At 37.9% G+C, this 25,332-nt stretch carries 20 protein-coding genes and 1 other annotated feature; of the genes, 8 read left to right on the top strand and 12 right to left on the bottom strand.

Annotated elements, in window-relative coordinates; all coding sequences use genetic code 11:
- Window positions 1-13 precede the first annotated feature (13 nt).
- The 4 genes from CEF18_RS01310 to CEF18_RS01295 all read left to right on the top strand — a co-directional run bounded on the left by CEF18_RS01310 (window position 14) and on the right by CEF18_RS01295 (window position 6,455).
- Window positions 14-1,168, top strand: a complete 1,155-nt coding sequence (locus tag CEF18_RS01310) for a glucose-1-phosphate adenylyltransferase (RefSeq protein WP_110934802.1) — start codon at window positions 14-16, stop codon at window positions 1,166-1,168.
- Complete coding sequence (glgD, locus tag CEF18_RS01305) at window positions 1,168-2,274, top strand: glucose-1-phosphate adenylyltransferase subunit GlgD (protein WP_110934801.1); 1,107 nt, start codon at window positions 1,168-1,170, stop codon at window positions 2,272-2,274. The genes CEF18_RS01310 and glgD overlap by 1 nt, the downstream gene beginning before the upstream one ends.
- Before the next feature lie 324 nt (window positions 2,275-2,598).
- Window positions 2,599-4,029 (top strand): glycogen synthase, encoded by a 1,431-nt coding sequence (locus tag CEF18_RS01300; RefSeq protein WP_110934800.1) that lies wholly within the window; start codon window positions 2,599-2,601, stop codon window positions 4,027-4,029.
- 5 nt (window positions 4,030-4,034) lie between these two features.
- Window positions 4,035-6,455, top strand: a complete 2,421-nt coding sequence (locus tag CEF18_RS01295; protein WP_110934799.1) for a glycogen/starch/alpha-glucan phosphorylase — start codon at window positions 4,035-4,037, stop codon at window positions 6,453-6,455.
- Window positions 6,456-6,592: 137 nt separating this feature from the next.
- Here the strand turns inward: CEF18_RS01295 and CEF18_RS01290 are convergent, their stop codons facing one another.
- Window positions 6,593-7,543: a nuclease-related domain-containing protein gene (locus CEF18_RS01290; protein ID WP_110934798.1), complete on the bottom strand. Its 951-nt coding sequence runs from the start codon at window positions 7,541-7,543 to the stop codon at window positions 6,593-6,595.
- Between the two features lie 14 nt (window positions 7,544-7,557).
- Entirely contained in the window at window positions 7,558-8,127 is a 570-nt protein-coding gene (gene thpR, locus CEF18_RS01285; RefSeq protein ID WP_110934797.1) for an RNA 2',3'-cyclic phosphodiesterase, read from the bottom strand.
- A 114-nt stretch (window positions 8,128-8,241) separates the two neighbouring features.
- On the opposite strand from thpR, the gene cysK reads away from it, so the two are divergent.
- On the top strand, window positions 8,242-9,174 hold the full coding sequence (gene cysK / locus CEF18_RS01280; protein ID WP_110934796.1) for a cysteine synthase A: 933 nt from the start codon (window positions 8,242-8,244) through the stop codon (window positions 9,172-9,174).
- Window positions 9,175-9,332: 158 nt separating this feature from the next.
- Here the strand turns inward: cysK and pepV are convergent, their stop codons facing one another.
- The gene (pepV, locus tag CEF18_RS01275) at window positions 9,333-10,745 is read right to left on the bottom strand and encodes a dipeptidase PepV (RefSeq protein ID WP_110934795.1); all 1,413 of its coding nucleotides are present in this window, start codon (window positions 10,743-10,745) and stop codon (window positions 9,333-9,335) included.
- Between the two features lie 437 nt (window positions 10,746-11,182).
- Between pepV and CEF18_RS01270 the strand changes: the two genes are divergently transcribed.
- Window positions 11,183-11,401 carry a DeoR family transcriptional regulator gene (locus CEF18_RS01270; RefSeq protein ID WP_110934794.1) on the top strand — a complete coding sequence of 73 codons (219 nt, stop codon included), beginning with the start codon at window positions 11,183-11,185 and terminating at the stop codon, window positions 11,399-11,401.
- A 182-nt stretch (window positions 11,402-11,583) separates the two neighbouring features.
- Here the strand turns inward: CEF18_RS01270 and CEF18_RS01265 are convergent, their stop codons facing one another.
- From CEF18_RS01265 to wrbA, 4 genes are all read right to left on the bottom strand, one after another.
- Window positions 11,584-12,309: a pseudouridine synthase gene (locus CEF18_RS01265; protein WP_183041090.1), complete on the bottom strand. Its 726-nt coding sequence runs from the start codon at window positions 12,307-12,309 to the stop codon at window positions 11,584-11,586.
- 206 nt (window positions 12,310-12,515) lie between these two features.
- Window positions 12,516-13,700 (bottom strand): rod shape-determining protein RodA, encoded by a 1,185-nt coding sequence (rodA, locus tag CEF18_RS01260; protein WP_110934792.1) that lies wholly within the window; start codon window positions 13,698-13,700, stop codon window positions 12,516-12,518.
- Between the two features lie 26 nt (window positions 13,701-13,726).
- Complete coding sequence (gene ftsW, locus CEF18_RS01255; RefSeq protein ID WP_110934791.1) at window positions 13,727-14,932, bottom strand: putative lipid II flippase FtsW; 1,206 nt, start codon at window positions 14,930-14,932, stop codon at window positions 13,727-13,729.
- A gap of 318 nt (window positions 14,933-15,250) precedes the next feature.
- Window positions 15,251-15,871, bottom strand: coding sequence for an NAD(P)H:quinone oxidoreductase (gene wrbA, locus CEF18_RS01250; RefSeq protein WP_110934790.1), 621 nt, complete (start codon window positions 15,869-15,871; stop codon window positions 15,251-15,253).
- Window positions 15,872-16,092: 221 nt separating this feature from the next.
- On the opposite strand from wrbA, the gene CEF18_RS01245 reads away from it, so the two are divergent.
- Window positions 16,093-16,404: a winged helix-turn-helix transcriptional regulator gene (locus CEF18_RS01245; RefSeq protein ID WP_110934789.1), complete on the top strand. Its 312-nt coding sequence runs from the start codon at window positions 16,093-16,095 to the stop codon at window positions 16,402-16,404.
- A 35-nt stretch (window positions 16,405-16,439) separates the two neighbouring features.
- Here the strand turns inward: CEF18_RS01245 and CEF18_RS01240 are convergent, their stop codons facing one another.
- From CEF18_RS01240 to CEF18_RS01225, 4 genes are all read right to left on the bottom strand, one after another.
- Window positions 16,440-18,065: a putative polysaccharide biosynthesis protein gene (locus CEF18_RS01240; RefSeq protein ID WP_110934788.1), complete on the bottom strand. Its 1,626-nt coding sequence runs from the start codon at window positions 18,063-18,065 to the stop codon at window positions 16,440-16,442.
- An 87-nt stretch (window positions 18,066-18,152) separates the two neighbouring features.
- Window positions 18,153-18,554 (bottom strand): secondary thiamine-phosphate synthase enzyme YjbQ, encoded by a 402-nt coding sequence (locus CEF18_RS01235; RefSeq protein ID WP_183041092.1) that lies wholly within the window; start codon window positions 18,552-18,554, stop codon window positions 18,153-18,155.
- Between the two features lie 45 nt (window positions 18,555-18,599).
- On the bottom strand, window positions 18,600-19,397 hold the full coding sequence (gene proC, locus CEF18_RS01230; RefSeq protein ID WP_110934786.1) for a pyrroline-5-carboxylate reductase: 798 nt from the start codon (window positions 19,395-19,397) through the stop codon (window positions 18,600-18,602).
- Between the two features lie 229 nt (window positions 19,398-19,626).
- Window positions 19,627-20,319: a hypothetical protein gene (locus CEF18_RS01225; RefSeq protein WP_110934785.1), complete on the bottom strand. Its 693-nt coding sequence runs from the start codon at window positions 20,317-20,319 to the stop codon at window positions 19,627-19,629.
- A 502-nt stretch (window positions 20,320-20,821) separates the two neighbouring features.
- Between CEF18_RS01225 and CEF18_RS01220 the strand changes: the two genes are divergently transcribed.
- Window positions 20,822-22,087 (top strand): BaiN/RdsA family NAD(P)/FAD-dependent oxidoreductase, encoded by a 1,266-nt coding sequence (locus CEF18_RS01220; protein WP_110934784.1) that lies wholly within the window; start codon window positions 20,822-20,824, stop codon window positions 22,085-22,087.
- Between the two features lie 157 nt (window positions 22,088-22,244).
- Here the strand turns inward: CEF18_RS01220 and leuS are convergent, their stop codons facing one another.
- The gene (gene leuS, locus CEF18_RS01215) at window positions 22,245-24,662 is read right to left on the bottom strand and encodes a leucine--tRNA ligase (protein ID WP_110934783.1); all 2,418 of its coding nucleotides are present in this window, start codon (window positions 24,660-24,662) and stop codon (window positions 22,245-22,247) included.
- 92 nt (window positions 24,663-24,754) lie between these two features.
- Window positions 24,755-24,975 (bottom strand) — a binding site (T-box leader).
- Window positions 24,976-25,332 lie beyond the last annotated feature (357 nt).

The following is a 25,332-nucleotide window of genomic DNA, read 5'->3' as shown; positions in this document are numbered from 1 at the left end:
AGGAGGATTCTCAATGAAAAAAGAATGTGTCGCTATGCTTCTAGCTGGTGGTGAAGGTAAACGTCTAGGTCTTCTAACAAAAACACTTGCTAAACCAGCAGTACATTTCGGTGGTAAATACCGAATTATCGATTTTACGTTAAGCAATTGCTCCAATTCTTCCGTTCATACTGTAGGCGTGCTTACACAGTACTCTCCGATGCTCCTTAATAAGCACATTGGAATAGGTAAACCGTGGGATTTAGATCGACAGGAAGATGGAGTCTCTATTTTATCACCTTATACTGCTAAAAAAGGTGGCAGCTGGTATAAAGGAACAGCTGATGCTATCTATCAAAACATTCATTACATTGATCAGTACGATCCCGAGTATATACTTGTCATCTCCGGCGATCATATTTATCAAATGGATTACGCAAAGCTTATCGAGCACCATAAGGAGAAACAATCAGATGCTACGATATCGGTCATAGAAGTTCCATGGAAAGAGGCTTCCCGATTTGGAATACTCAACACACTCGATAATCTGGAAATCTATGAATTTGATGAAAAACCGGAAACTCCGAAAAATAATTTAGCTTCCATGGGAATTTACGTGTTTAATTGGAAAGCCCTTAGACAATATTTAATGGAAGATGCTAATTTAACAGATTCAGACCACGACTTTGGGAAAGACATTATTCCAGCTATGTTAAACGATGGTTTGCGTATGTATGCCTATCAGTTTGAAGGTTACTGGAAAGATGTCGGTACGATTCAAAGCTATTGGGAAGCGCATATGGATCTACTAGAAGAAGATTTATCTCTTTCTCTGAACAGTAAAGAATGGCGTACGTATTCTCATGATACGAATTATCCGCCTCAATTTATCGGTGAATATGCCATCATAGAAAATTCCCTCATTAATTCAGGTTGTTGGATTAACGGAAAGGTCACGAACTCGATTCTATTTGAAAGAATTGATGTCGGTGCAAACTCGAGTATTAATGAATCCATTATTCATCCTGAAGTACGAATAAATAGTAATTGTCTTATTAAAAAGGCAATTATTATGGAGGGGGTTGAAATTCCCGAAGGAACGATCATAGACGGAGAAAAATATGACGAACCACTTGTCATCAACAGTGAAAATATCGTTGATTTTCAAAAGGAAGGAGTGGAACGATAATGGGAGACTTAATGGGTTTAATTAATTTAGAGCATGAACAAGATTTTTTAGAAGAGCTAACTTATTTTCGTTGTGGTGCTGCAGCACCGTTTGCTGGGCGTTATCGGTTAGTAGATTTCACCCTCTCCAATATGGTTAATTCCGGAGTAAGTGAAGTGGCTATCTTCACTAATTCCAAATATCGCTCTCTAATGGATCACCTTGGAACAGGGGCCGACTGGGAACTTGCCAGACGTCACGGCGGTCTTTTTATTCTACCGCCTGACTGGAATGATCCGACAGATGTTTCCAGAGGAGATTTAAAGCACTTTCACAATAACCGTGACTATTTCCATCGCTCAAAAGCGAGCCATGTAGTCATTAGCGGCAGTCAGTTTATTTCAAACGCTCATTATAAAAAAGCGTTCAAACTTCATCTTGAACGTGAGGCGGATGTTACGTGTATTACCACGGAGGTTGACACGTTAGAACCTGAACATATGTCGCAACTTCGTATCGAACATGATAATGATGGATGGGTGACAGGATTTACAAACGACCATGAAAATAAACATGTATTCACCAATGCCTACATCATAAAAAAAGAAGTCCTTCTAAAACTCTTAGATGAGTGCATCGCCTATCATAAAGACCACTTCTTTCTAGGCGGAGTGAAAGAAAACCTTGACAGTCTCGCCGTTCAATATATTAATTCGGAAGGTTGTTCTATCTTTATAAATTCCATCAAAAGCTTCTATAAACACAATATGAACTTATTACAACCGGATAATTACCGCTCTTTATTCTTTAAAAATGAATTTATACGTACAAAAATAAGTAATGAACCTCCTGCAAAATATAGAGAGTCTTCCAAGGTTACCACTTCTATGCTCGCCAACGGTTGTGTGATTGATGGTGAGGTTTCAGGTAGTATTCTATTTCGGGGAGTGAAAGTTCATAAGGGGACAAAAGTAAAAAATTCCATTGTCATGCAGCGTTGTATCATTGAAGAAGGTGTCCATCTGGAAAATGTCATTCTAGACAAAGATGTTCGAATTACAGCAGGACAAACATTTATAGGTTCAAAAGATAAACCTTTTGTTGTTGCAAAACGCCAAACTATTTAAGAAAAACGGCATAGCCGTCTTTAATTAAATACAGCGTGATCTTTAAAGCCACCCCCGAGTAGCACCTACGTATTGCGTGTAGGTGCTACTCGAAAGGAAGCGAACTTCCCTTGATGCGTGTGGCGTAAAGATAGCTGTCAACTTATAAATTCTTACCTTATTAAGGAAGTCTTCCATGTTAATTTTTAAGCAGTTGAGCTTTCATCGCAATTATACCTCTACGCAACCATGAGACAGGTGCCATCACCTGTGCCTTGAAAGCTAACTGTCACTTATACACTTATGTTAAAAATATTCACTGATTTCAGAGAGGAGATTCAAGCGATGACTAAAATATTATTTGCTGCATCTGAATGTGTGCCATTTATAAAAACAGGAGGACTTGCTGACGTCATTGGATCTCTTCCGCAAGCTTTGATGAAAGATAATCTAGCTGACGTAAGAGTAATTTTACCTTTATACGATGAGATTCCACTAGAATGGCAGAATAAGATGGAAAAGAAAACATCATTCAAAGTAGAAGTTGGCTGGCGAACACATGAGGCTATTCTATATACACTTGAAAACGATGGCATCCTTTATTATTTTATTAAAAACGACTTTTATTTTTCCAGAAGAGGAGTTTACGGTTATTACGATGACGGGGAAAGGTTTGTCTTTTTTAGCCAAGCTATTATCGAGGGCCTTCCTTTGCTTGATTTCGATGCTGATGTCCTCCATGCTCACGATTGGCAAACCGGACTAGCGGTTGCTTTCGCAAATATATATCTTCCAGCTTCACGATTGAAAACCGTATTTACGATTCATAATATTAAATACCAAGGCTTACTTTCTCACGATTCTTTCGATAACCTTTTCAATTTATCAAGAGAGCATTTCAATGGCTTAGAATGGAATGGCATGCTTAATTGCATGAAGGCTGCAATTTTTCACGCAGACAAAATTACGACCGTCAGCCCAACTTATGCAGAAGAAATAAGGCAGCCCTATTACAGTGAGGGGCTTGATTCTATTCTCCATGAACGAGAAGGTGACCTTTCAGGCGTGATAAATGGCATCAATTTGGAGGACTATCATCCAATGAAGGATCCATATATTCATGTGAATTACAAATCTTCACGTGTAAAAAAGAAGGAAAATAAAGAAGCCTTACAAGCAGAGCTCGGACTGCCGGTTAATGGAGATATACCTATGTATATTGCCATTTCACGTTTAGTGGAGCAAAAAGGTTTTCATTTATTAGAAAGAGTTTTAGATGAATTTTTACAGGAAGATATTCAAGTTGTTATTCTCGGTACTGGTGATTATGAATTTGAACATTCTTTTTCGCACATTGCCATCCGTAACTCTACTAAAATGCACATGTTATTACAGTTTAATGAAGGACAAGCCAGAAAACTTTATGCAAGTGCTGATTTCTTTTTAATGCCCTCTAAATTTGAACCATGTGGTCTTTCTCAATTAATCGCTTTGCAATATAAAACAGTACCTATTGTAAGAGAAACCGGAGGACTCAAAGATACAGTGCAAGCTTTCAATGCGGAAACTGGTGAAGGTAACGGCTTTAGTTTTGCAAATTACAATGCCCATGAACTTCTTTCCATTCTACGTTATTCTCTTGACGTCTTCCATGATAGCTCTCTATGGAAAAAACTTATGAAAAACGTCAATAAAAGCAGCTTTAGTTGGAGTGAATCTGCAAAAGCATATACTAATATTTATAAATCACTAACAACTTTAGAAGATAGGGAGTGAAAGTTTTGTCAGATTATCGTAAAGAATCCTTTCTGGCTTTATTAGAAGGAAAGATGACAAGAAAACGAGGAAAACATTTAGAAGATGCTTCCGATAAAGATTTGTATTATGTTATATCATCCATTGTTAAAGATGAAATAACGCCTAAATGGCTGAAAACTCAAGAAAAATATCAAGAAAATAAAACAAAGCAAGTATATTATATTTCCATGGAATTCCTTATTGGGAGGTTGTTGCAAAGCAACCTGCTTAACTGTGGAATGCTTGATATTTGCAACGAGGTTTTAAAGGATATTGGCAGAAATCCAGAGGAAATTTATAAACATGAGCATGATGCTGCGCTGGGTAATGGCGGATTAGGGCGTTTAGCAGCATGTTTTTTAGACTCGATCGCTTCTTTGAAGTATGCCGGGCAAGGCTCCGGAATTCGATACCGATATGGTTTGTTTGAACAACGAATTATTCACGGAAACCAAATTGAGCTTCCTGATTACTGGCTGAAAGAGGAATATCCGTGGGAAACCCGTAAAGCTGATGAGGCTATTGAAGTTCGATTCGGTGGTAAAATAAATATGCATAAAAAACTTAATGGTGACTTTGAATTCTCTTATGAAGATCAAGACAAAGTAATGGCAGTTCCTTATGATGTCCCAGTAATCGGCTATCAAAATGAAGTTGTGAATACATTACGTCTGTGGAGTGCCGAAGTGACTGAAGATGAATCTAAACTTATGTCAGATCCAAGCAGTCAGTATTATCACCATTTAGATCACAGCCATTCCATTGAGCAAATATCGGGATTTCTATATCCAGATGACTCTAGTTTCGAAGGCAAAGAATTAAGGTTAAAGCAACAATACTTTCTTGTCTCTGCAACTATTCAAGGGATCTTAAAGAACTTTAAAGCAACCCATGATATTTCTCTTGCTCACCTGTCTGAAAAAGTAGTTATTCAAATTAATGATACGCATCCCAGCTTAGCAGTACCTGAACTTATGCGCATATTAATGGACGACGAAAACTTCAGTTGGGATGAAGCCTGGAAAGTTACGGCAAGTGTGATCGCCTATACTAACCATACGACATTAAGTGAGGCATTGGAAAAATGGCCGACTTCGATGATACAAAAACTCCTGCCTCGAATTTATATGATTATCAATGAAATTAACGAACGTTTTTGCAAAGGTATTTGGTTCGATCACCCGGATCTCCGTGATAAAATACCGGAACTAGCTGTGATTGCTGATGACCAAATTCATATGGCAAGACTAGCTATCGTAGGCAGTTTTAGTGTGAATGGAGTTGCCCGTCTTCATACAGAAATTTTAAAGAATAAGGAAATGAAGTATTTCTATAAGTTGTACCCAAACCGTTTTAATAACAAGACTAACGGGATTACACATAGAAGATGGCTTTTGCAAGTAAATCCGTGTTTATCTGAAACTATTACCGAAGCGATTGGACCCAAATGGATCCAAGAGCCAAACAAACTAATCGGTCTTCTTCGTTATTCAAATGATGCACCGTTTCTAGAAAAAGTAGGCAAGGTAAAAAAACAAAACAAAGAAACGTTAGCAAAATTAATTTTAAATCAAACCGGTATCAAAGTTGACGAAAGTTCTATTTTTGATGTTCAAATTAAACGACTTCATGAATATAAACGACAACTTTTGAATATTTTCCATGTCATCTATCTTTATAATGAATTAAAAGAAAATCCTTCTCTGGATATAACACCTAGAACATTTATCTTTGCCGCCAAAGCCGCACCGAGCTATCATTTAGCAAAAGAAGTTATTAAATTGATTCACCATGTTGCGGCTACAGTGAATTATGATAAACAGATTAATTCTAAATTAAAGGTTATTTTCCTGGAGAATTATAATGTCAGTCTTGCTGAAAAAATTATTCCAGCTGCTGATATTAGTGAACAAATCTCCACTGCAAGTAAAGAAGCATCAGGAACGGGAAATATGAAAATGATGATGAACGGTGCACTTACACTGGGCACTTTGGATGGCGCTAATATTGAAATTAAAGATCTAGTGGGAGATAACAATATATTCATATTTGGATTGACGTCAGACCAAGTGCATGATTATTACCAATATGGCGGGTACGTAGCGAAGGATATCTATCACACAGACGATAGAGTAAAACGTATTTTAGATCAATTGAATTCTGGAGAATTTGGTCACCAGGAAATTGAATTCAAAGATATCTTTTATAACATTATGTACCATAATGATCCCTATTTTGTTTTAAAAGACTTTGATCCTTATATTGAATCACACGAACTTGTAGAACGTTCTTACCGCGACAAAAATACGTGGCAGAGAATGAGCGTAACAAATATTGCTTATTCAGGAAAGTTTTCAAGTGACCGTACGATCAAAGAGTACGCTTCAGAAATTTGGAAACTATAACGCAGCTTTAAAAGGTTCTCTACCCTTGATACTTGCAACGTGGAGGTAGTGGCCACTTTTATTAGTTTATAATTTTAAAGGGTATGTCAGCAAGGCGTAACTAGCCATAGTTGACACACCCTTTCTTCTGTCATTCATCATTCCTTATATTCATCAAAAGTATCTATAGTTTCAGCATTTTCTGATTCACTAATAAGTCTTGAACTCGAGTTTGTCATACATTTTGCAAGCAGAGCATCAGCAATTTTTAGCTGCGTATGCTTTATTGGAGATTTATTTCTTAAAAGTTGTTCATGAAATTCGTGAAAATTACGTTTATCTATAAGCTTCGCACGTTGATTGTGTTGTGGAATATCTATATAACTATTTTTTGCGACAATGACTTGTTTCATAGGCATTGAAAGGTTCTTCTCTTTTAGAATACTTTCTATTACCGTTCTCATCCTGTTCAGAGAAATGATTGGATGAAGAAATTTCGATTCTCTTTTTCCATCCTTTTTTGACCAAAAGCGGTCTGAATCAAATTGAAAAATAGTATTTTCATTTCCTAATAAAGGTTTTATTAGCCATATTTCAGAAGGAGTTAATATAATGACATCTAAATCAACCGTTGCCTTTTTCAAGAAGAAAACTGGCTCATATAATATGAAAAAAGAATCCGGCAACTTTTTCACAAGAAACTCTAGCAATGAATCGTAATAATAACTTCTTTTTACAGCCGATCTCTCTGATACTGTCGAACTTACCCAATTTATTTGAAATTTAAAAAGCTCTTCTAGAAAAGATGCTTTCATTTGATCTTTTGTTTCGTGCGGCATTTCCTGTTCAGACGGTAATTCTATTTCATCATCTAACTCCATTTTTGCTTTTCGTCTTAGTTTGTTCCAAGATTTCTGAAAAAATGTTTTTTCTTCCTCCTCATTAGATTCCCAAAAAGGACGATCAATAGATATATTTTTTTGCACTGCCCATTCTCTTTGAACTCTTTGCCACCGCTCTTTTTTCAAGCGAACATACCGGCTTGGGTATCTGTAAATATCTATTTCATATCGTGATACATAATCAGCTAATTTTAAAAGCTGCGCCATCGTATTTCATCCTCTCATTGAATCCCTTTTTGCAGTGTTATTGAGGAAAGAACTTTATACATAGGTTCTTTTGAGGGATATACCTCGTATAAAGAAACTTTTTCCACGGAATTCTTTATTAATTCTATCTCTAATGGGAAGTTCCACTCGCAAGGCAAGGAACGCCCTGAGTCTTTCCATTTTTTCGCTAACGTTACATGTGGGCTATATCTTCGTTTTACTCTTTCAAACCCAAGTTGAATGGCTTCCTTATGTATGAGAGATTGAATCTCGAAAAGATGGTCTGAATAGTTTGGAGATATATGAAAAACACTTGGTTTATTAGAACTTCCGAAAGTTTCTATCTTTGAGAAGTCTAGTGTAAATTCTTCTTTGTTTGCAAGTGTTTTTTTTAGACCTTCCCACAATAATACCTTTTTCTCTGGATTCCAACCACCTAGAAATAATAATGTCACGTGAAAATCGTAATTATTCACGATTTTTTTGAAATATGTGGATAATTGAAATGTTTCTTGTAATTTTTTCGCTTCTTCCTGTAGTTTCTTGTTAATTGGAATACCAATAAATGTATGTGATGTAGCCATGATGTCTCCTCCTTTTTATAGTCTAAAAAGCTGTGATACAATATAGCTTAATCATAGTTTATAAATATGTATAGTCAATTATACGTAACGTTGAAACAAGAAAGGATGACACGCGTGAAAGTAGTAAATAATATGGCAGAACTAATTGGAGAAACTCCTTTAGTTAAGTTGCAAAAGTTAGCTCCTACAACTGGAGCACAAGTATACTTGAAATTAGAATTTATGAATCCGAGTGGAAGTGTAAAAGATCGAGCGGCATCTAATATGATTGATCATGCTGAAAAACAAGGGCTTATCAATAATCAATCAATAATCATTGAACCTACTTCCGGCAACACCGGTATTGGCTTAGCAATGGTAGCAGCCGCTAAAGGTTACAAATCAATTCTTGTCATGCCTGACACGATGTCACAAGAAAGAATCAATCTCTTAAAAGCATACGGCGCAAAAGTTGAACTAACACCTGGTGACAAAAAAATGCCTGGGGCGATAGATCGAGCACATGAACTAGTGAAAGAGATTCCTAATAGTTACATGCCGATGCAATTTGAAAACGCAGCTAATCCAGATGCTCACCGCCATACGACTGCTGCTGAAATTAAAGACGGAATGAATCAGATAGGCAAAAAGTTATCTGCCTTCGTTGCTGCTTCTGGAACTGGTGGAACAATTACTGGTACGGGAGAAGAATTACAAAAGGAATATCCTGACGCAACTATTCATGTAGTTGAGCCTAAAGGATCTCCTGTATTATCCGGCGGCAAGCCTGGACCACATAAGCTTGTAGGCACTAGCCCAGGATTTATCCCACCAATTTTAAATGAGAGCGTGTATCAAGAGATTTTTAAAATCTCTGATGAAGATGCCTATAACATAACACATCGTTTATCTAAAGAAGAGGGTATTCTCGTCGGACCTTCCTCTGGGGCAGCATGCTTTGCTGCTTTGGAAGTAGCAAAGCGCCTCTCACCAGATGATGTTGTCGTGGCCATTGCTTGTGACACAGGTGAAAGATATCTCTCTACCGATTTATTTCAATTTGAATAATTAATTTAATTAGTTGCCTGATTATTATCGAAAATTGTTTGGAAGAATAACTGCTTGCTTTCCGTGGATGGATCCACGAGCCTCACGAGCAAACGAACGCTCTGGGGGGGCTAGAGGATTCTTCCAAACAACATTATAAAGAGATTGTCATTCTATATCTATTGCTCTTCTTTTTTAGCTAGTTCATAAATAGCATCGGCATAAATAGCGGTCATCTTTAAAAGATTGTCTATCGATATACATTCATCTGCCTGATGAGCAGTATCCTTTTCACCTGGCATAAGCGGTCCAAATGCAACTCCAGCATCTAGAGACCTTGCGTATGTTCCCCCTCCGATTGCTATTAGGGATGCCTTCTTATCCATTTGTCTCTCATATACTTTAGACAACTTCTGAACAAGCTCATGCGTTTTATTTAAAGCATGGGGTTCCTCATGACTATGAGTGATAAAACGTAATCCTTCTTTGCCGAGCTTCTCATCTATTATTTTTTTTAATACTTCATACGAGGCACCTTCCGGATACCTGACATTTATTCCTATACTAGCGTTTTTTCCGCTGAAATAACTCATCCTCCCCACATTTATTGTAAGATCGCCTAATTCCTCATTTTTAAAAGAAACTTCTAGTTTTGCCCCTTGGGAATCTCTGAAAAAGTAATCTTTTAACGTCTTTAAATAGCGTTTCTCTTGTTCAGTTAATGACACATATTTTGTTAGGAAGCATGCAAGGTAAAGCCCTGCATTTACCCCTTCCTCAGGCTCAGCTCCGTGTGCAGAAACACCCTCTATAATCACATCCAAGCAGCCTTTACTTTTTGAAAACTTTCCACTTACTTCATGTTCACGCACAAATTCATAAAAACTTTGTTCTAGTTTTTGTTCTTCTACAGTTGATAAATGATCAAGCTTAGCATTTGCTTGATCAGGTACCATATTTAATCGATCACCTGATTCAAATGAATGTATTTTTCCCTTGCCATGCATTTTCATTGAATATTCAATATTAGAAATACCTTTCTCCGCATATATAATAGGGAAGTCGGCATCCGGTGCGAATCCAATCAAAGGCATTTCTTCATGTTTAAAATAATGATCAACACATCGCCATTGACTTTCTTCATCGGTTCCTATAATTATTCTAACCCTTTTTCCAAGTTTGTTTGCAGCTTCTTTAACAATTTTTAACGCATAGTAGCAAGAAATTGTCGGTCCTTTGTCATCCAATGCTCCCCGTGCGAATATGCTTCCATCACGAATGGTTGCTGAAAATGCAGGAGTCGTCCAATTGTCTCCCCCGGGCACCACATCAATATGACATAAGACACCAACAATATCAGCACCTTCTCCGTATTCAATATGTGCTGCGTAACCATCCAAATCTTTCACTGTAAAACCATCATTTTTTGCTTTCTGTAAAAGCCAATCGTAAGCTCGTCTTATCCCTTGACCGAAAGGAGCATTCTCTGTTGCAGTCCCTTCATCTAAGACGCTTTCTATTTGAAGAAATGTTTGGGTTTCCTTGATAATTTCTGCTTTTCTAATCAAGACTTCTTGGTTCCAATCTATCATAATTTCACGTCCTAACTGGGATATTCCAAGTATTAGTATACTCTTTTCTAATGATAAGAAAAAGAATCCAAATATAAGCGATGTTAAAAAACATTACAAACAATTAACAATATTCAAACAAAGATTACTTTACCCCGATTCCGTGTTCGGGTAAACTTAAAGCAAAGGAGGGTGGAGATGCTTTTAAACATCAGTTAAATACAGGCTTTACTTGCCTGGAGTTTTACTGATACTTCTTCGGTTTTTTTGAAAGCTTTTTATTAATAATCATGCGAGATGTATTTTTATACTTTTGAGAAATGAAGTGTTAATAATTAAAGCTACAACTAAAAAAAAGAATTTTTACATGCGCCTCTCATCTAAATGCCGAAAGAAACATTGACCTGAAACCTTGAACATGGAGTATTTGACTTTCACTGAGGAGAAGGAGTGGTTTTTTGAAGCCATCAACGAATAGAATGTTGACTCGGATTAAATCCATTTACCTTTACATTAGAAAACAAGGAAGTGCATCCACAAAAGAATTAGTGGAAGAATTCGGCATCACCGAAAGAACTGTCCAACGCGATCTTAATGTTTTAGAATATAACGATCTGGTTGCCAGTCATCAACGCGGTGTTTGGACAACTACGAACAGGAAAATCAAGGTTTCATAAAAGAATCCCTAATTAGAGCTATTATCTTTTTAATAATAGGATAGCTAGCTTTCTAATCCTCTAAAAGTATGTTTAATTTTATACACAGTTATAATGTTAAGGCTCAAGGAGTTTTTCTCCTTGAGCCTAGCACTGTTTAGATTCATAAGTCACAGAAAACAAACTTGCATAATGTTCAATCATTATGATTCATGACCTTGATGACTTCTTAGTTCTTCAAGTTCGTCAGGAGTTAATTCACGATATTCTCCAAGTTCCAACTCATTATCCAGAACAAGAGACCCCATTCTCTCCCGTTTTAACTCGATGACCTTTTTCCCCCTAGTCTGAAACATTCGCTTTACCTGATGATATTTCCCTTCTTGGATTGTAATATAAGCCACTGAAGCATTAGATTCCGCTTTATATTCTACTTTTGCTGGTTTGGTTGTATACCCATCATCTAATGTAACTCCTTGCTCCAAAGCTAAAATATCTTCTTCATTAATCGGTAAATCCAAATGTACTATATACCGTTTATCAACCTTTTTCTTTGGAGACAGAAGCTGATGTGCCAGTTTTCCATCATTCGTTAACAACAATAAGCCTGTTGTGTCCTTATCAAGTCTTCCAACCGGAAAGGGATCAAACAATGCATCTTCAGGCTGTAAAATATCTATAACAGTCTTTTCAGTTTTATCCTCTGTCGCTGAAACATAACCTTTTGGTTTATTCAACATAATATAAATCGTTTCCCTGTATTCAATAACCTCGCCAGAATATTTGAGAATATCTGTCACTGTATTCACATGCCTTTTTCCGTCTTTCACAATTTCTCCATTCACAGAAAATAGCCCTTGTTTAAGAATCTTTTTTACATCTTTTCTAGATCCAAATCCCATTGTTGCTAAAAGCTTGTCAGTACGCAAAATAAATCCCTCATTTCTTTAACTTAAGAAAAACTCCATTGCAATCTTTAAAAAACTTTTATATCTAATTTGGTGAATTTGTTGCTTTGTTGTCATCGAAGTCTGTTCGGAAGAATTACCGCTCGCTTTCCATCGTCCTGCTATCATAATACATGAAAAAAGGATAACTCTAAAGGTCATTAAAGACCTATTGAGTCATCCCCCCTCTATTCCTCTTCACCAAACATATAATGCTTCGTCCTGACATTTACATTAAGAACGATCCCGATCGCTAGCATATTAGTAATCAATGCACTTCCACCGTAACTTACAAAAGGTAACGCAAGTCCAGTTATAGGAACTAATCCAACTGTCATACCAATGTTTTGAAAAATTTGGAATACAAGAAGACCTAGCGTTCCCGCAACTAGATAAGTCCCAAAGGTATTGTTACAAGTAAAAGCAATAATCACTAGTCTGTATAGTAGCAGGAAATAGACTACGATAAGCACCGTAGCACCTACAAAACCAAATTCTTCTCCTATTACTGCAAAGATAAAGTCTGTATGCAATTCAGGAATAGCTCCACTTTGTGCTTTAACTCCTTCAAATAAACCAGTTCCGTATAATTGTCCAGCACCAATACCTTGCATCGCGTGATACAGTTGGTACCCAGCTGCTCCTATATTGGCACCAGGATCTAGCCATGAATAGATTCGACTAAGTTGATGGGGCTCAATGAGATATGTTGAGAAGAAAGCAAAGTGATTATTGTGCATCCATACCATAGAACCAATAAATCCAGTTCCTAAAGCTGCCATTAACCCTAACATTCTAAAAGTAACACCGGCCATTAAAATCATAATAAAAATAATTGCTGCAATAACTAATGCAGTTCCTAAATCAGGTTGTACTAAAATCAATGCAAAAGGCGGAAGACCCACTGCAAGAATTTTTCCGACGACAAGGAGATCATTCTTGAAAGATTTTTCTTTTGGTACTTTAGTTATCGTGTAAATCAAATGTGCTAAAGCTATAATTACAAATATTTTAACGAATTCGGATGGTTGAAATCTGGGTAAACCAGGTGCGGTAATCCACCGCTGGGCGCCATTAATCTCATCACCAAAAAAATGAACAACTAATAACAATCCCAAACCTAGTATATACAAAGGAATTGAGAAATTTTTAAATAAATCATAATCTACCAACATCGCGCCAAGCATTAAAATGACGCCAATCCCAAACCAAATAATTTGAAGTCTAACATAATGCGTTGGAGCCATACCATATTGCTCTACAGTCGAAGTACTGGCACTGTATATTGCTACTAAACTGAAACACATTAACACAAACAAAAAAAACAATAATGAATAATCTAATTGTTGAAACGCACTCTTTCGCTCTTGCATCTATTCACCCTCTAAAACTTTCCAAATTATCTACTTCTATGTGATGATGCCATTCGTGTCACATCACTAGTAACTTCCCCAGCAAGAATCTCATCTCTGTCAAGTGGTTCTTCTTGCCGATCCTTTTCCGTCTTCCTTGATATATTTGCTAGTATTCCCATCGAAACAAATGTCACCAATAACGACGATCCTCCATAACTGAGAAACGGAAATGGAATTCCTGTAATTGGAAGAAGTCCGCTAACCGCACAAGCATTGAAAATCATTTGAATAGCCAACTGAAATACGATACCAAACGCTAACAAACTGCCAAAGGTATCCTTGCATCGTGCACCAATTAACACACCACGCCCGATGATAAAAAACATAAATGTAAAGACAAACAAGATTCCAGTGGCTCCTAACTCTTCACTCACAATTGCTAATATAAAATCTGTATGAGCTTCCGGTAAATAGAATAACTTTTGTACACTTTGCCCTAATCCCGTTCCGGAAAGTCCACCGTGCGCAATGGCAATATAGGATTGCACTAACTGAAACCCTTCTGTTTGCTCTAGTTCAAATGGATCCCTGTAACCAATTAATCGATTCATCCTGTATTCTTCGGACTGCGCATAATGAAATAGCGCCCAAGATGCAAGAGAACCAAGAGAAATCAAATGTAGCATTCTGGCTCCGGAGCAAAATGCTAATAAACCAGCTACGAGTACAATGGTGGTTGCTGTACCTAAATCCGGCTGCAGCATGATCAGGCCGAAAAAGACAATGACGACCACTAAAGGCGGAAGTACCCCCGTTAAAAATTTATTTATATAAGCTTGTTTACGTGAATAAACATAAGCTAAATAAATAATAGAGCCTAATTTGACAAATTCCGACGGTTGAATCCGAAATCCAGCCACCGAAATCCACCGCTGCGCTCCGTTAACATCTATTCCAACACCTGGAATCATTACTAATATTAACGAAAATATCGCTATTATCACAATCCATGGTGAAAGTTTCCGGTAATGTTTATAAGGAAAAAACATAAAAATTGTAAAAAATATTATAGAAATGATTAACCACAGTAGCTGACGATCAAAAAAATACGATATATTGTCTTCAGACATTTGATACCCTTGCACAAAACTAGCACTATACACCATCACTAATCCAAAAAGTCCGAGCGTGAGAATACTTGCAATAATATACCAATCTATAAAAAGCTTTCTGGAATTTTCATCTTCCAAGGCGTTCACCTCCACGATGAGCATCGCCCATACTAATTCTTACATTATAGCAGAGAGTCTTCAAGTCTAAAAGAGACTTCCTTCCTTTAAGAAAAACGCGTAGCGTCTTTTCTTAAATACAAAAGAATCTATCCTTCTAATTTATACGATAATTATATACCTTTATCTATGTAAAATACGATATCATACGATATATTTTATTATTTTGTTTCCAGTTTCCTAAAAAGCATTAAAATAAGGAAGAACCAAAAGGTGAAAAACTCCTTTTGGTTCTTCCTCGTCTAAAATAAGTTACGTTTTTTTATGACAGTTCTTTCATTATTCTTTTAATGCTTTAGCTACCGTTGCAACTCTTTTACCAAGGCGTCTAGCCATCGTTAGATCTCTTTCGTCCGGCTGTGCACTACCGTCTGCCCCAGCAACAGTTGATGCAGAGTATGGAGAGCCGCCAATACCGTCTGTAGTTAATTGCTCAGGATTTTGCCCATAAGGAAGACCTACATAAATAAATCCAAAGTGCAATAACGGTATTAGTGAAGTGATGGCCGTTGTTTCTTGCCCTCCGTGAATAGAGCCTGTGCTTGTAAAAATCCCTGTTGCTTTTCCTTCAAGTTCTCCATTCATCCATAAAGCACCTGCAGAGTCTAAGTATTGTTTCATTTGAGCAGGCATCGAACCGTAACGTGTTGGAATTCCCCATACTACGCCATCCGCCCATCTTAAGTCGTCATGCGTTGCTACAGGAATATCTTCCTGTGCTTTCTGCGCTTGCACATAAGCATCTTGAGCTGACATTGCTTGCTTAACAGCTTCAAATTCTTCTACTCTCACAACTTTCACTTCTGCGCCTTCCACTTCTGCCGCGCCTTCAGCTACTGCTTTTGCCATCGTGTGAATATGTCCGTATGTGCTGTAAAAAGGAATTAATACTTTTGTCATTTTCTATCCTGCTCCTTTAAAATAATAATTAAACGTTTGAAAACTGATCTGTCATATTTGCTTTTCCTTTATTTTTAAAAACTTAAACTACTTATTATTTTAAATTAATGAATTAATCTTGCATAACTATGATTTAGTTAGTTCATTAACCCATGTACTTACTAAAGTCAAGTGAACTATGATATACTATGCTGAAGATCTTCTAGACAAGGAGTGAGATGATGGAACAAACTAAAATGTGTCCAAAGTTTGAATCCGCGTTTCAGCTATTAGGAAAACGATGGAATGGATTAATCATTCGTGTTCTACTACAAGGCTCAAAACGCTTTCGTGATATATCTGCAATAATACCTAGTATGAGCGATAAAATGCTCGTTGATCGGTTAAAAGAACTTGAAGAGGCCGGTTTGGTTGCACGCAGTGTGTACCCGGAAACACCTGTTCGAATTGAGTACCAACTCACAGAAAAAGGGCGAGCCCTTGAATCCACGATGGATCAAGTGCAAACCTGGGCAGAACAATGGATGAACTAAAAAATGCTTCAAGCAAATACGCTTGAAGCATTTTTTTATTTCTTATTTTTTAAAATCGTAAATCTGTCTCCTAGAATTTGACCAGCCACTCCTGATCGTATACTTAAATTGAAATATACGGCAGCACCTGATCCTACAGTTATCAGAAGAACTAACAAGGCGTTTAACCAAGTCTCTAACGGAAATAGTTGTTGAAATCCGTAATTCAAGAAGGCAACTACCGCTCCCATAATGACGGAGAAAATTAAAATAAGCATAAATCGTTTTAACACATAGGAATAATTAAACTCCGCAAATTTTCCAATAGCCCACACATTTACTGAAATTGCGAGCAAATAACCAATAGCCGTCGCCAATACTGCTCCAGTAGCCGCAAACAGGGAAATGAAAATACCATTAAAGACAAACTTAAAAACAATCCCTAGAACCAAACCGAGTACTGCATATTTCTGTTGGTTAATTCCTTGTAATAATGCCCCTGTAACAGCAAAAATAGAAAATGCTATGGCAACTGGTGCGTAAACTCGTAATATTTCTGATCCGACCGCCAAGTCGTTTGGAGTCCCGGGGTATAAAGCAGCATATACTGGTTCTGATAAAACCATTAAACCGACAGCAGACGGGATCGACAAAAATAAAATAATTTGATAGGTTTGTGTAATCGTTCGTTGCAGCCTATCTGTTTCATTGTTTATAAAAGCATTTGTTACGGTAGGTAAAATAGTAAGAGACATCGCTGTTGCAACGGAAACAGGGATTAAAATAAGTTTATGAGACGCTTGCGAGAAGGTCCCGTAATATTTTTCAGCAACATCTTGTGTAAATCCTAACTCTCTCATAGCTGGAACAAACGTCATCAAATCCACCGTCTGGTATAATGGTATCGCTAAGCCAACAAACGAGATTGGCAGTGCATACGCAAATAACTCTTTATACATTTTACGTAAAGGGATTTGATGATCAATTGTGCTTTCATCTATCTGCTTTTGCAGACTTGGCGCTCGTTTTTTCCAATAAAAAAGAAGTACAGCAAGTCCCCCCAACGCCCCAACAAACGCTCCAAAGGTCGCAAAACCAACTGCGGTAGCCATCCTGCCATCGAAAACTTCTAGAATAAAATAAGCAAGTACAAGGATAAAAATAATCCTGATGATTTGTTCGACTACTTGAGAAATAGCTGTCGGTCCCATGGATTGGTGACCTTGAAAATAACCTCTAATAATCGCCATAAATGGAACAATGATTAACGCTACACTCACCATTCGGATCGTAAACACTGCGTCCGCAATCGAATTTCCCTTTAAGTCATTTGGATCTAAAATATGATTTGCTATGGGATTAGCCAGAAAAAATAATAGGAGAAATGCAATAAATCCTGTAACCGTCATAACAATCAGACCAGATTTTAATAAGCGTTGTCCTGTACGATAATCGCCTAAAGCATTGTACTTGGATACAAATTTAGAAACCGCAAGAGGTACCCCAAGAGTGGCAAGACTCAGAAGTACCGTGTAAGGGGTATACCCATATCCATATAAAGCCAGTCCTGTAGGGCCTACAAGTGCCTGGAAAGGAAAGATATAAATAAGTCCGAGCATCTTTGTCAAAAAAATACTTGCTGTTAAAATCATGGTCCCACGAATTAATTGCTTATCAGACATCTTTAGTAAACTCCCACTATGATAAATTCAAATACACTGATAGCATTTTATCATATATTTTAAGTAAGAGGTATGAAAACCCTCCCATCATCCCTCCATTACTTTCACGAACATGTTTCTATTTCTTGGACCGTCGAATTCACAAAAATAAATCCCTTGCCACGTTCCTAGAATAAGTTCACCCTTTTCAAGAATAATCGTTTGGGAAGCACCAACCGTACTCGCTTTAAGATGTGAAGCGGTATTTCCTTCTGCATGCTGATACTTAGCGTGATTCCACGGATAAACCTCATCCCATCGCATAAGCATATCTGATTTCACATCTAGATCGGCATTTTCATTAATAGTTATTCCAGCTGTTGTATGAGCACAGTATACATAGACGACACCTTGTTGAATACCACTTTCCTTGACAACTTGTTTTACTTCCATTGTCACATCTTTCATTTCATCTCTCGATTGAGTAGATAAAGAGATCTTTTTTAACATCATTATTCCTCCTTCTCGGCAGAACGGTAATCAAATCCGCCTTCCTTATCCCCGTGCATGATTATTTGTTGCAGTAATTGCCTGCTTGATGATTGCAGAAAAATCTAGTTTTTTTAATACTTCCAACCCTTCCGCAGTTGATCCACCTGGAGAAGCAACCTGTTGTATAAGATCTTTCAGATCATGACCTTCCTCCAACATCGCTATCGATCCCTTGAACATATTGACCACAAGTTTTCTCGCTTGCTCGGACGAAACACCGTATCCTATAGCCGATTCCTCCAAAGCTTCCACAAATGCATATACAAAAGCTGGTGAACTTCCAGTGATAGCCGTTAAGTCATGAACATGCTGTTCTGAAAATTCTTCCGAAACTCCAATGGAAGACAATATTTCAGAGAGAATCTTTCTATGCGATTTATCCACGTATTTCCCACAAGAATACGTCGACATTGATTGACCTACTTGTGCAGCCGTATTTGGCATGATCCAACATACCGGAGTTCCTCTAGGAAGACGTTCTTCCATAAAACTCGGATCGATTCCGGCAGCTACCGTTATTATTAATTGTCCATCGATTTTAGAGGCTAATTTCTTTAGAATGTCTTCATGTGTATGAGGTGGTGTAGCAAGTAAAATAATATCATGAGAAGCCAATTGACTCTCCCAATCTCCGGAAGCTTGGATGGAATATTTATGTTTCAGCTGCTCCAGTTTCTTTTTATCCGTGGAATTGGTTACTGTTATTATCTCAAAACTATTCTTTTTATTTTTGACAATTCCCGAAAGAATAGCTTCAGCCATCCTGCCAGCACCGACCATGAGTAACTTTGATCTTGTCATATTCAACACTCCTTTATGTACACATTAAATGTAACACGATAAGATTCCGAAGTAAAAAGAGCATAAAAAAAACGCAAAGCGTCTTTTATTAAATACAGCGTGATCTTTTAGCCACCATCATTTAAGTGTCAAGGGTGGGTTTCCCTTGACACGCGTGGCGTAAAGATAGCTGTCAACTTATATAATATTTGTAAAAAAAAGACACCCATTATAGAGTGTCTTCCAGTTATTAGCTAATATCCTTCAACTTTCTTTCTAATTGCTTAAGTTTAAACTCCTGTTTATTATCTTTTTCATATTGCTTAAGCTTTCGCTTTAAACGACTTTTCGTCCACGTAAAATCAACGATGTTCTTGTGATTCAAGTAGATCGCAAAGAAATCAACACTTCCACTGTTATACTTGAATTCCTTCTCGACAACTTCAAAATATAGATCAAAAGCTTCGGTTAACGTTGAACCTTCTGGAACGAAATCTCCGTACAATTCCAGACACGAACGATAATTATTTTCTCTTAGTTTCGTCAACAAAGTCGTTAAGAATGTGTCTTCATATCCTGCTAGGGCGAATCCTTTTCTTTCCAACAAGCTAATAAATATCTTGAGCTCATTGTGATAAAAAGAGTAAGCTTTTCTCATTTCGCTTGTCATTGTCATGCTTATACTAACAGTACCTTCAGAGCGAGCATGCAACATGTTTAAAAGAGCTCGGTGAACTTCTGGCTTGAGTAAAAAAGTAGGATGCACCGTTCTCAGGTACTTCTCAACCTCCGTATTTAGTAAAGTTTGCACTCTCTCATTTTTTTTCATTTGAAATAGTGCTTCATTTCTTTCTTTTTCTGCATGTTTTGCGATCCGTTGCTGAGTACCCTCTGACCAAACTGCTCGCTTTGCTTCTAGCTTACTTTTCAAGCTTTGAAACATTTGCATCTCCTCCTCTCAGTAATTTTAAAATTAAGTGTCATTCTTTCTTCCTCATGAAGTGTATCACATCCAAAATAGAATTAAAATAGAGTTTCTCGAAAAATATTGTACAATTTTAAACGTGACGTCTTCTCATCCATATAAATGAGCATATTTGGACATATTCAAGAGTATTTACTGTTATTTATGTGCTATTTATTGTTTATTTATTTTTTACAAGATTTGAATTTATAAAATTAGCAGCTACCTTCACGCCGCGCGTATCAAGGGAAACCCACCCTCCATTCGAGTAGCACCTACACGCATTACGTAGGTGCTACTCGAATGGAGGCGGAAGCTGACGCTGTATTTAACAAAATACGGTATGCCGTTTTTCTTAGAAACTTGAATTAAACTCCCTTGTCCGAGTAGAATCAACTAGAACGAATAAATGAGTTGCTACGCAAGTTTTTTATTTAAACGCTTGGATGAAGCGATCCTCATACTATAAAGGGTGTTGAGAATGACAGATGTAATTGTAATAGGCGGTGGTCCATCTGGACTAATGGCAGCTGTAGCTGCTGCTGAGAACGGTGCCTCAGTAATGCTCGTAGACAAAGGGAAAAAACTTGGAAGAAAACTTGCTATTTCTGGCGGAGGGCGTTGTAATGTTACTAACCGTGCCGAAGCTGAAGAACTGATTCGGCATATTCCCGGTAATGGTCGCTTTATGTACAGTCCCTTCTCCGTATTTAATAATGAAGATATCATCACTTTCTTTGAAGGACTCGGCATTAAACTGAAAGAAGAAGATCGAGGCCGGATGTTTCCAGTAAATGATAAAGCTGTGGAAGTTGTTCGAGTTTTATTGAACCGCATTCAAACTTTAAACGTTGATATTCGAAAAAGTACAGAAGTTTCTGAGCTTCTATTTGATCAGGAAGCGAAAAAAGTTACTGGAATTAAACTAGTAGATGGAGAGACGCTTGAAGCGAAAAAAATCATTGTAGCTGTTGGTGGAATGTCCGTACCTCACACTGGTTCTACGGGAGATGGCTATCCATGGGCCAAAGCAGCCGGACATACCATCACAGACCTTTATCCGACCGAAGTTCCCATTACTTGCAGCGATGCAATCATAAAAAATAAAACATTGCAGGGACTTTCTTTACGTAATGTCGAACTGAGTGTGCTTGATCCGGAAAAAGGAAAAATAATTAAAACGCACGAAGGAGATATGATCTTCACACATTTCGGAATCTCAGGTCCTATTGGACTTCGATGCAGTCAATATGTCGTGAAGGCAAAAAAGAAATACAAAGGAAGCCATGTTCCCCTACAATTGGATTTGTTTCCTGAAGAAAGCCTGGAAGAGGTTTTTCAACGATTACTTGGACAACTTGGCGAACAATCTAAAAAGGCTATCAAAAATAGTATCTCGGGCTTTGTTCCGGAAAGATTAGCCCCAATCCTTTTGAGCCAGGCAGCCATTGATCCTTCAGACGTTTTTGTTTCTATCCCTCACGAAAAACTTCGTTTATTAGTCAGCCGGATGAAAGGATTTTATTTAACCGCTACAGGTACGTTATCGATTGAGAAAGCATTTGTTACTGGCGGTGGAGTTAGTGTGAAAGAAATTCATCCAAAAAGAATGGAGTCCAAGTTAATGGAAGGATTATTTTTTTGCGGAGAAGTGCTAGACCTTCACGGATACACAGGTGGATATAATATTACTGTTGCCTTTTCCACAGGTTACACAGCTGGACAGTCGGCAGCATGGAGTTTATAACCCGATTACTTCCTAATAAATATAATGCGAAGATAATCGTGATAAAAATGGAGCTGGCGACAGATCCCAAATACTGGGGGGATTATCCCCCCAGTTATTTACATTTAAAACCCCCAATGGTGCAATTGCACCATTGGGGGTTTTAGTTAGGTTTTTATCACGTTGCTACAATATTAACGAGTTTTCCAGGTACAGCAATAACTTTTCGTACTTGTTTACCGTTAATTTCGTCTTGAATTTTATCGATTTTTACCGCTTCTGCTTCCATTAATTCCCGAGTTGCATCCTTGGCTATTTTCAGCTTGGAGCGAACTTTACCATTCACTTGGACAACAATTTCGACTTCGTTTTCAACAAGCAACGATTCATCATACACAGGCCATGTACTGTATGCTAATGAAGACATATGACCAAGACGCGTCCAGAGTTCTTCACACACATGAGGCGCTACCGGAGAAAGTAGTTTCACAAAACCTTCAAGATGACTCTTTGAAAGTTTATCCTGTTTATACGCTTCATTCACAAATACCATCATTTGAGAAATACCTGTGTTAAAACGAAGTGATTCAAAATCATCTGTCACTTTTTTCACAGTTTGGTGATAAACTCTTGTCATCTCAACCGTACCTTGCGCATCTACGATAGATGGATTCAAGTTATCCTCCCCATTGATCATTAAACGCCAGACTCTGTCTAAGAATCGACGTGCTCCATCAAGACCGTTATCGTTCCAAGCAATCGAAGCATCCAGTGGTCCCATAAACATTTCATACATGCGAAGCGTGTCAGCACCATGCGACTCCACGATATCATCCGGGTTAACCACATTCCCTTTGGATTTACTCATTTTTTCGTTATTTTCACCAAGAATCATTCCCTGGTTATATAATTTTTGGAACGGCTCTTTCGTGTGAACTACACCAATATCATAGAGAACCTTATGCCAGAAACGAGCGTAAAGCAAGTGAAGTACCGCGTGCTCCGCTCCGCCAATGTACGTATCAACCGGCAACCAATGTTTTAATTTTGCCGGATCGGCAAGCTGTTCATCATTGTTCGGATCAATATAGCGAAGGTAATACCAGCAGCTTCCTGCCCACTGCGGCATCGTGTTCGTTTCTCTGCGACCTTTCATCCCTGTTTTAGGATCGGTTACTGAAAGCCATTCCTCATTATTAGCTAGAGGAGATTCTCCTGTACCCGATGGTTTGAATTCTTCCATCTCTGGAAGGGTTAATGGGAGTTCCTCTTCAGGAACAGGCTCCATCGATCCGTCTTCCCAATGAATCATCGGAATCGGTTCTCCCCAGTAACGTTGACGACTAAATAACCAGTCACGAAGGCGATACGTTACTTTTCGTTCTCCTTTTTCGCTTTTTTCCAGCCAGTCACACATTTTCGAAATAGCCTCTTCATTTTCCAGTCCATTAAGAAATTTCGAATTTATGTGAGGACCATCTCCTGCATATGCTTCTTTGGAAATATCGCCACCAGCAACCACTTCTTCAATTAGAAGATCGAATGTTTTCGCAAATTCATAGTCGCGCTCATCATGTCCTGGTACAGCCATAATCGCCCCTGTTCCGTAGTTAACAAGAACATAGTCGGCAATCCATACAGGTACGTTTCCTCCCGTTACTGGATGTGTGGCGTAACCGCCTGTGAAAACACCTGTTTTTTCTTTGGCTAATTCTGTTCTTTCAAGATCACTTTTCGTGGCTACTTTCTTTTGATAAGCTTTCACTTTATCTCGCTGAGCATCGGTTGTTACTTCCTCCACAAACTTATGTTCAGGAGCCAGTACAAGATAAGTAGCTCCAAAGAGAGTATCAGGGCGTGTCGTGAAGACGGTTATCGTTTTGCCAGTGCTAGTAAGTGTAAAATGTACGTCAGCACCTTCTGAACGACCAATCCAATTTCGTTGCATATCTTTGATACTCTCCGTCCAATCAAGATCTTCCAGATCCTCAAGCAAGCGGTCAGCGTACTCCGTAATCTTAAGCATCCACTGCTTCATCGGACGACGTTCAACAGGGTGCCCTCCCCGTTCACTCTTGCCATCAATAATCTCTTCATTCGCAAGCACAGTTCCCAGTGCCGGGCACCAATTAACAGCTACTTCGTCTACGTACGCTAATCCTTTTTTATAAAGCTGTAAAAAGATCCATTGCGTCCATTTATAATAAGATTCATCCGTTGTATTGATTTCTCTTTCCCAATCATAGGAAAAACCAAGTGCCTTAATTTGTCGCCGGAAGGTGTTGATATTTTGTTCCGTAAATTCTTTCGGATGCTTCCCTGTATCTAGAGCATATTGTTCTGCAGGCAAGCCGAAAGCATCCCATCCCATTGGATGAAGGACATTATATCCTTGCATTCTCTTCATACGTGAAACGATGTCTGTTGCCGTATACCCTTCTGGATGTCCAACGTGAAGTCCAGCTCCTGATGGATATGGAAACATGTCCAAAGCATAAAATTTCTTTTTCGACATATCATCTTCTGTTTTAAATGTTTTATTTTCTTCCCAATATTGCTGCCATTTACCTTCTATTTGTTGATGGTTAAAAGCCAACTCAACAACCTCCCTTAAAACTAAAAATATTTTATCCTATCGATTTATCACTGCAGTGTAAAACAGTAAAAAAACCTCCCATCCCTAGCTTTACTAGGGACGAGAGGTTGACTTATCCTTCCCGCGGTACCACCCACGTTAGTGCATCTGATGCACTCACTCCAAGCCAGTAACGTCGGCGATACGACAAAAGGTAATGTCTTCCCCTTTGCAACTCCAAGGTGAGTTCATGAAGATCCATGGTTAACTTTCACCAGCCGTTAACTCTCTGAAACACAGATCAATCATTACTAATCCTTATCAACATTTTTCGATCATCATAGATTCTCTTCATTAATTGCTATTGTATGCATGCAAACGCTCTGTGTCAAGAAAGCTTTCTCTTATTTATCACCAATACATGGCAAAACTATACAATTAAGATACTGATTTTTTACTTCATCTCTGACAAACTCAATATATGGAATTTGCGATTAAATATTTTCATCGTGATGAATGGAATAGCGAATAACACTACAATTATATAAAATTTAATGGACATTCCAAAACCCGCGGAAAGCTTCCCCCTAGAGCGGATTCGAGCATCTCTATTTGACGAATATAACAATCTCCAAAAAATCGATGTTTTAATAAATTCTGGTCTTATAAAAAATGTTTTCTCTTTTACAAA

Origin of the sequence: Salipaludibacillus neizhouensis (assembly GCF_002886185.1) — a bacterium.
Lineage (GTDB): Bacteria > Bacillota > Bacilli > Bacillales > Salisediminibacteriaceae > Salipaludibacillus > Salipaludibacillus neizhouensis.
The sequence above is the reverse complement of the archived record's forward strand: the minus strand, read 5'-3'. Positions and strand labels throughout refer to the sequence as shown.

Bases quoted from the DNA above. Each gene is read 5' to 3' on its own strand.
- CEF18_RS01235 (WP_183041092.1), bottom strand. From the start codon at position 18,554: ATGTTAAAAAAGATCTCTTTATCTACTCAATCGAGAGATGAAATGAAA.
- pepV (WP_110934795.1), bottom strand. From the start codon at position 10,745: ATGATAGATTGGAACCAAGAAGTCTTGATTAGAAAAGCAGAAATTATC.
- CEF18_RS01240 (WP_110934788.1), bottom strand. From the start codon at position 18,065: ATGTCTGATAAGCAATTAATTCGTGGGACCATGATTTTAACAGCAAGT.
- CEF18_RS01220 (WP_110934784.1), top strand. From the start codon at position 20,822: ATGACAGATGTAATTGTAATAGGCGGTGGTCCATCTGGACTAATGGCA.
- thpR (WP_110934797.1), bottom strand. From the start codon at position 8,127: ATGGCTACATCACATACATTTATTGGTATTCCAATTAACAAGAAACTA.
- rodA (WP_110934792.1), bottom strand. From the start codon at position 13,700: ATGCAAGAGCGAAAGAGTGCGTTTCAACAATTAGATTATTCATTATTG.
- proC (WP_110934786.1), bottom strand. From the start codon at position 19,397: ATGACAAGATCAAAGTTACTCATGGTCGGTGCTGGCAGGATGGCTGAA.
- glgD (WP_110934801.1), top strand. From the start codon at position 1,168: ATGGGAGACTTAATGGGTTTAATTAATTTAGAGCATGAACAAGATTTT.
- CEF18_RS01245 (WP_110934789.1), top strand. From the start codon at position 16,093: ATGGAACAAACTAAAATGTGTCCAAAGTTTGAATCCGCGTTTCAGCTA.
- CEF18_RS01310 (WP_110934802.1), top strand. From the start codon at position 14: ATGAAAAAAGAATGTGTCGCTATGCTTCTAGCTGGTGGTGAAGGTAAA.
- CEF18_RS01225 (WP_110934785.1), bottom strand. From the start codon at position 20,319: ATGTTTCAAAGCTTGAAAAGTAAGCTAGAAGCAAAGCGAGCAGTTTGG.
- wrbA (WP_110934790.1), bottom strand. From the start codon at position 15,871: ATGACAAAAGTATTAATTCCTTTTTACAGCACATACGGACATATTCAC.
- CEF18_RS01290 (WP_110934798.1), bottom strand. From the start codon at position 7,543: ATGGCGCAGCTTTTAAAATTAGCTGATTATGTATCACGATATGAAATA.
- CEF18_RS01300 (WP_110934800.1), top strand. From the start codon at position 2,599: ATGACTAAAATATTATTTGCTGCATCTGAATGTGTGCCATTTATAAAA.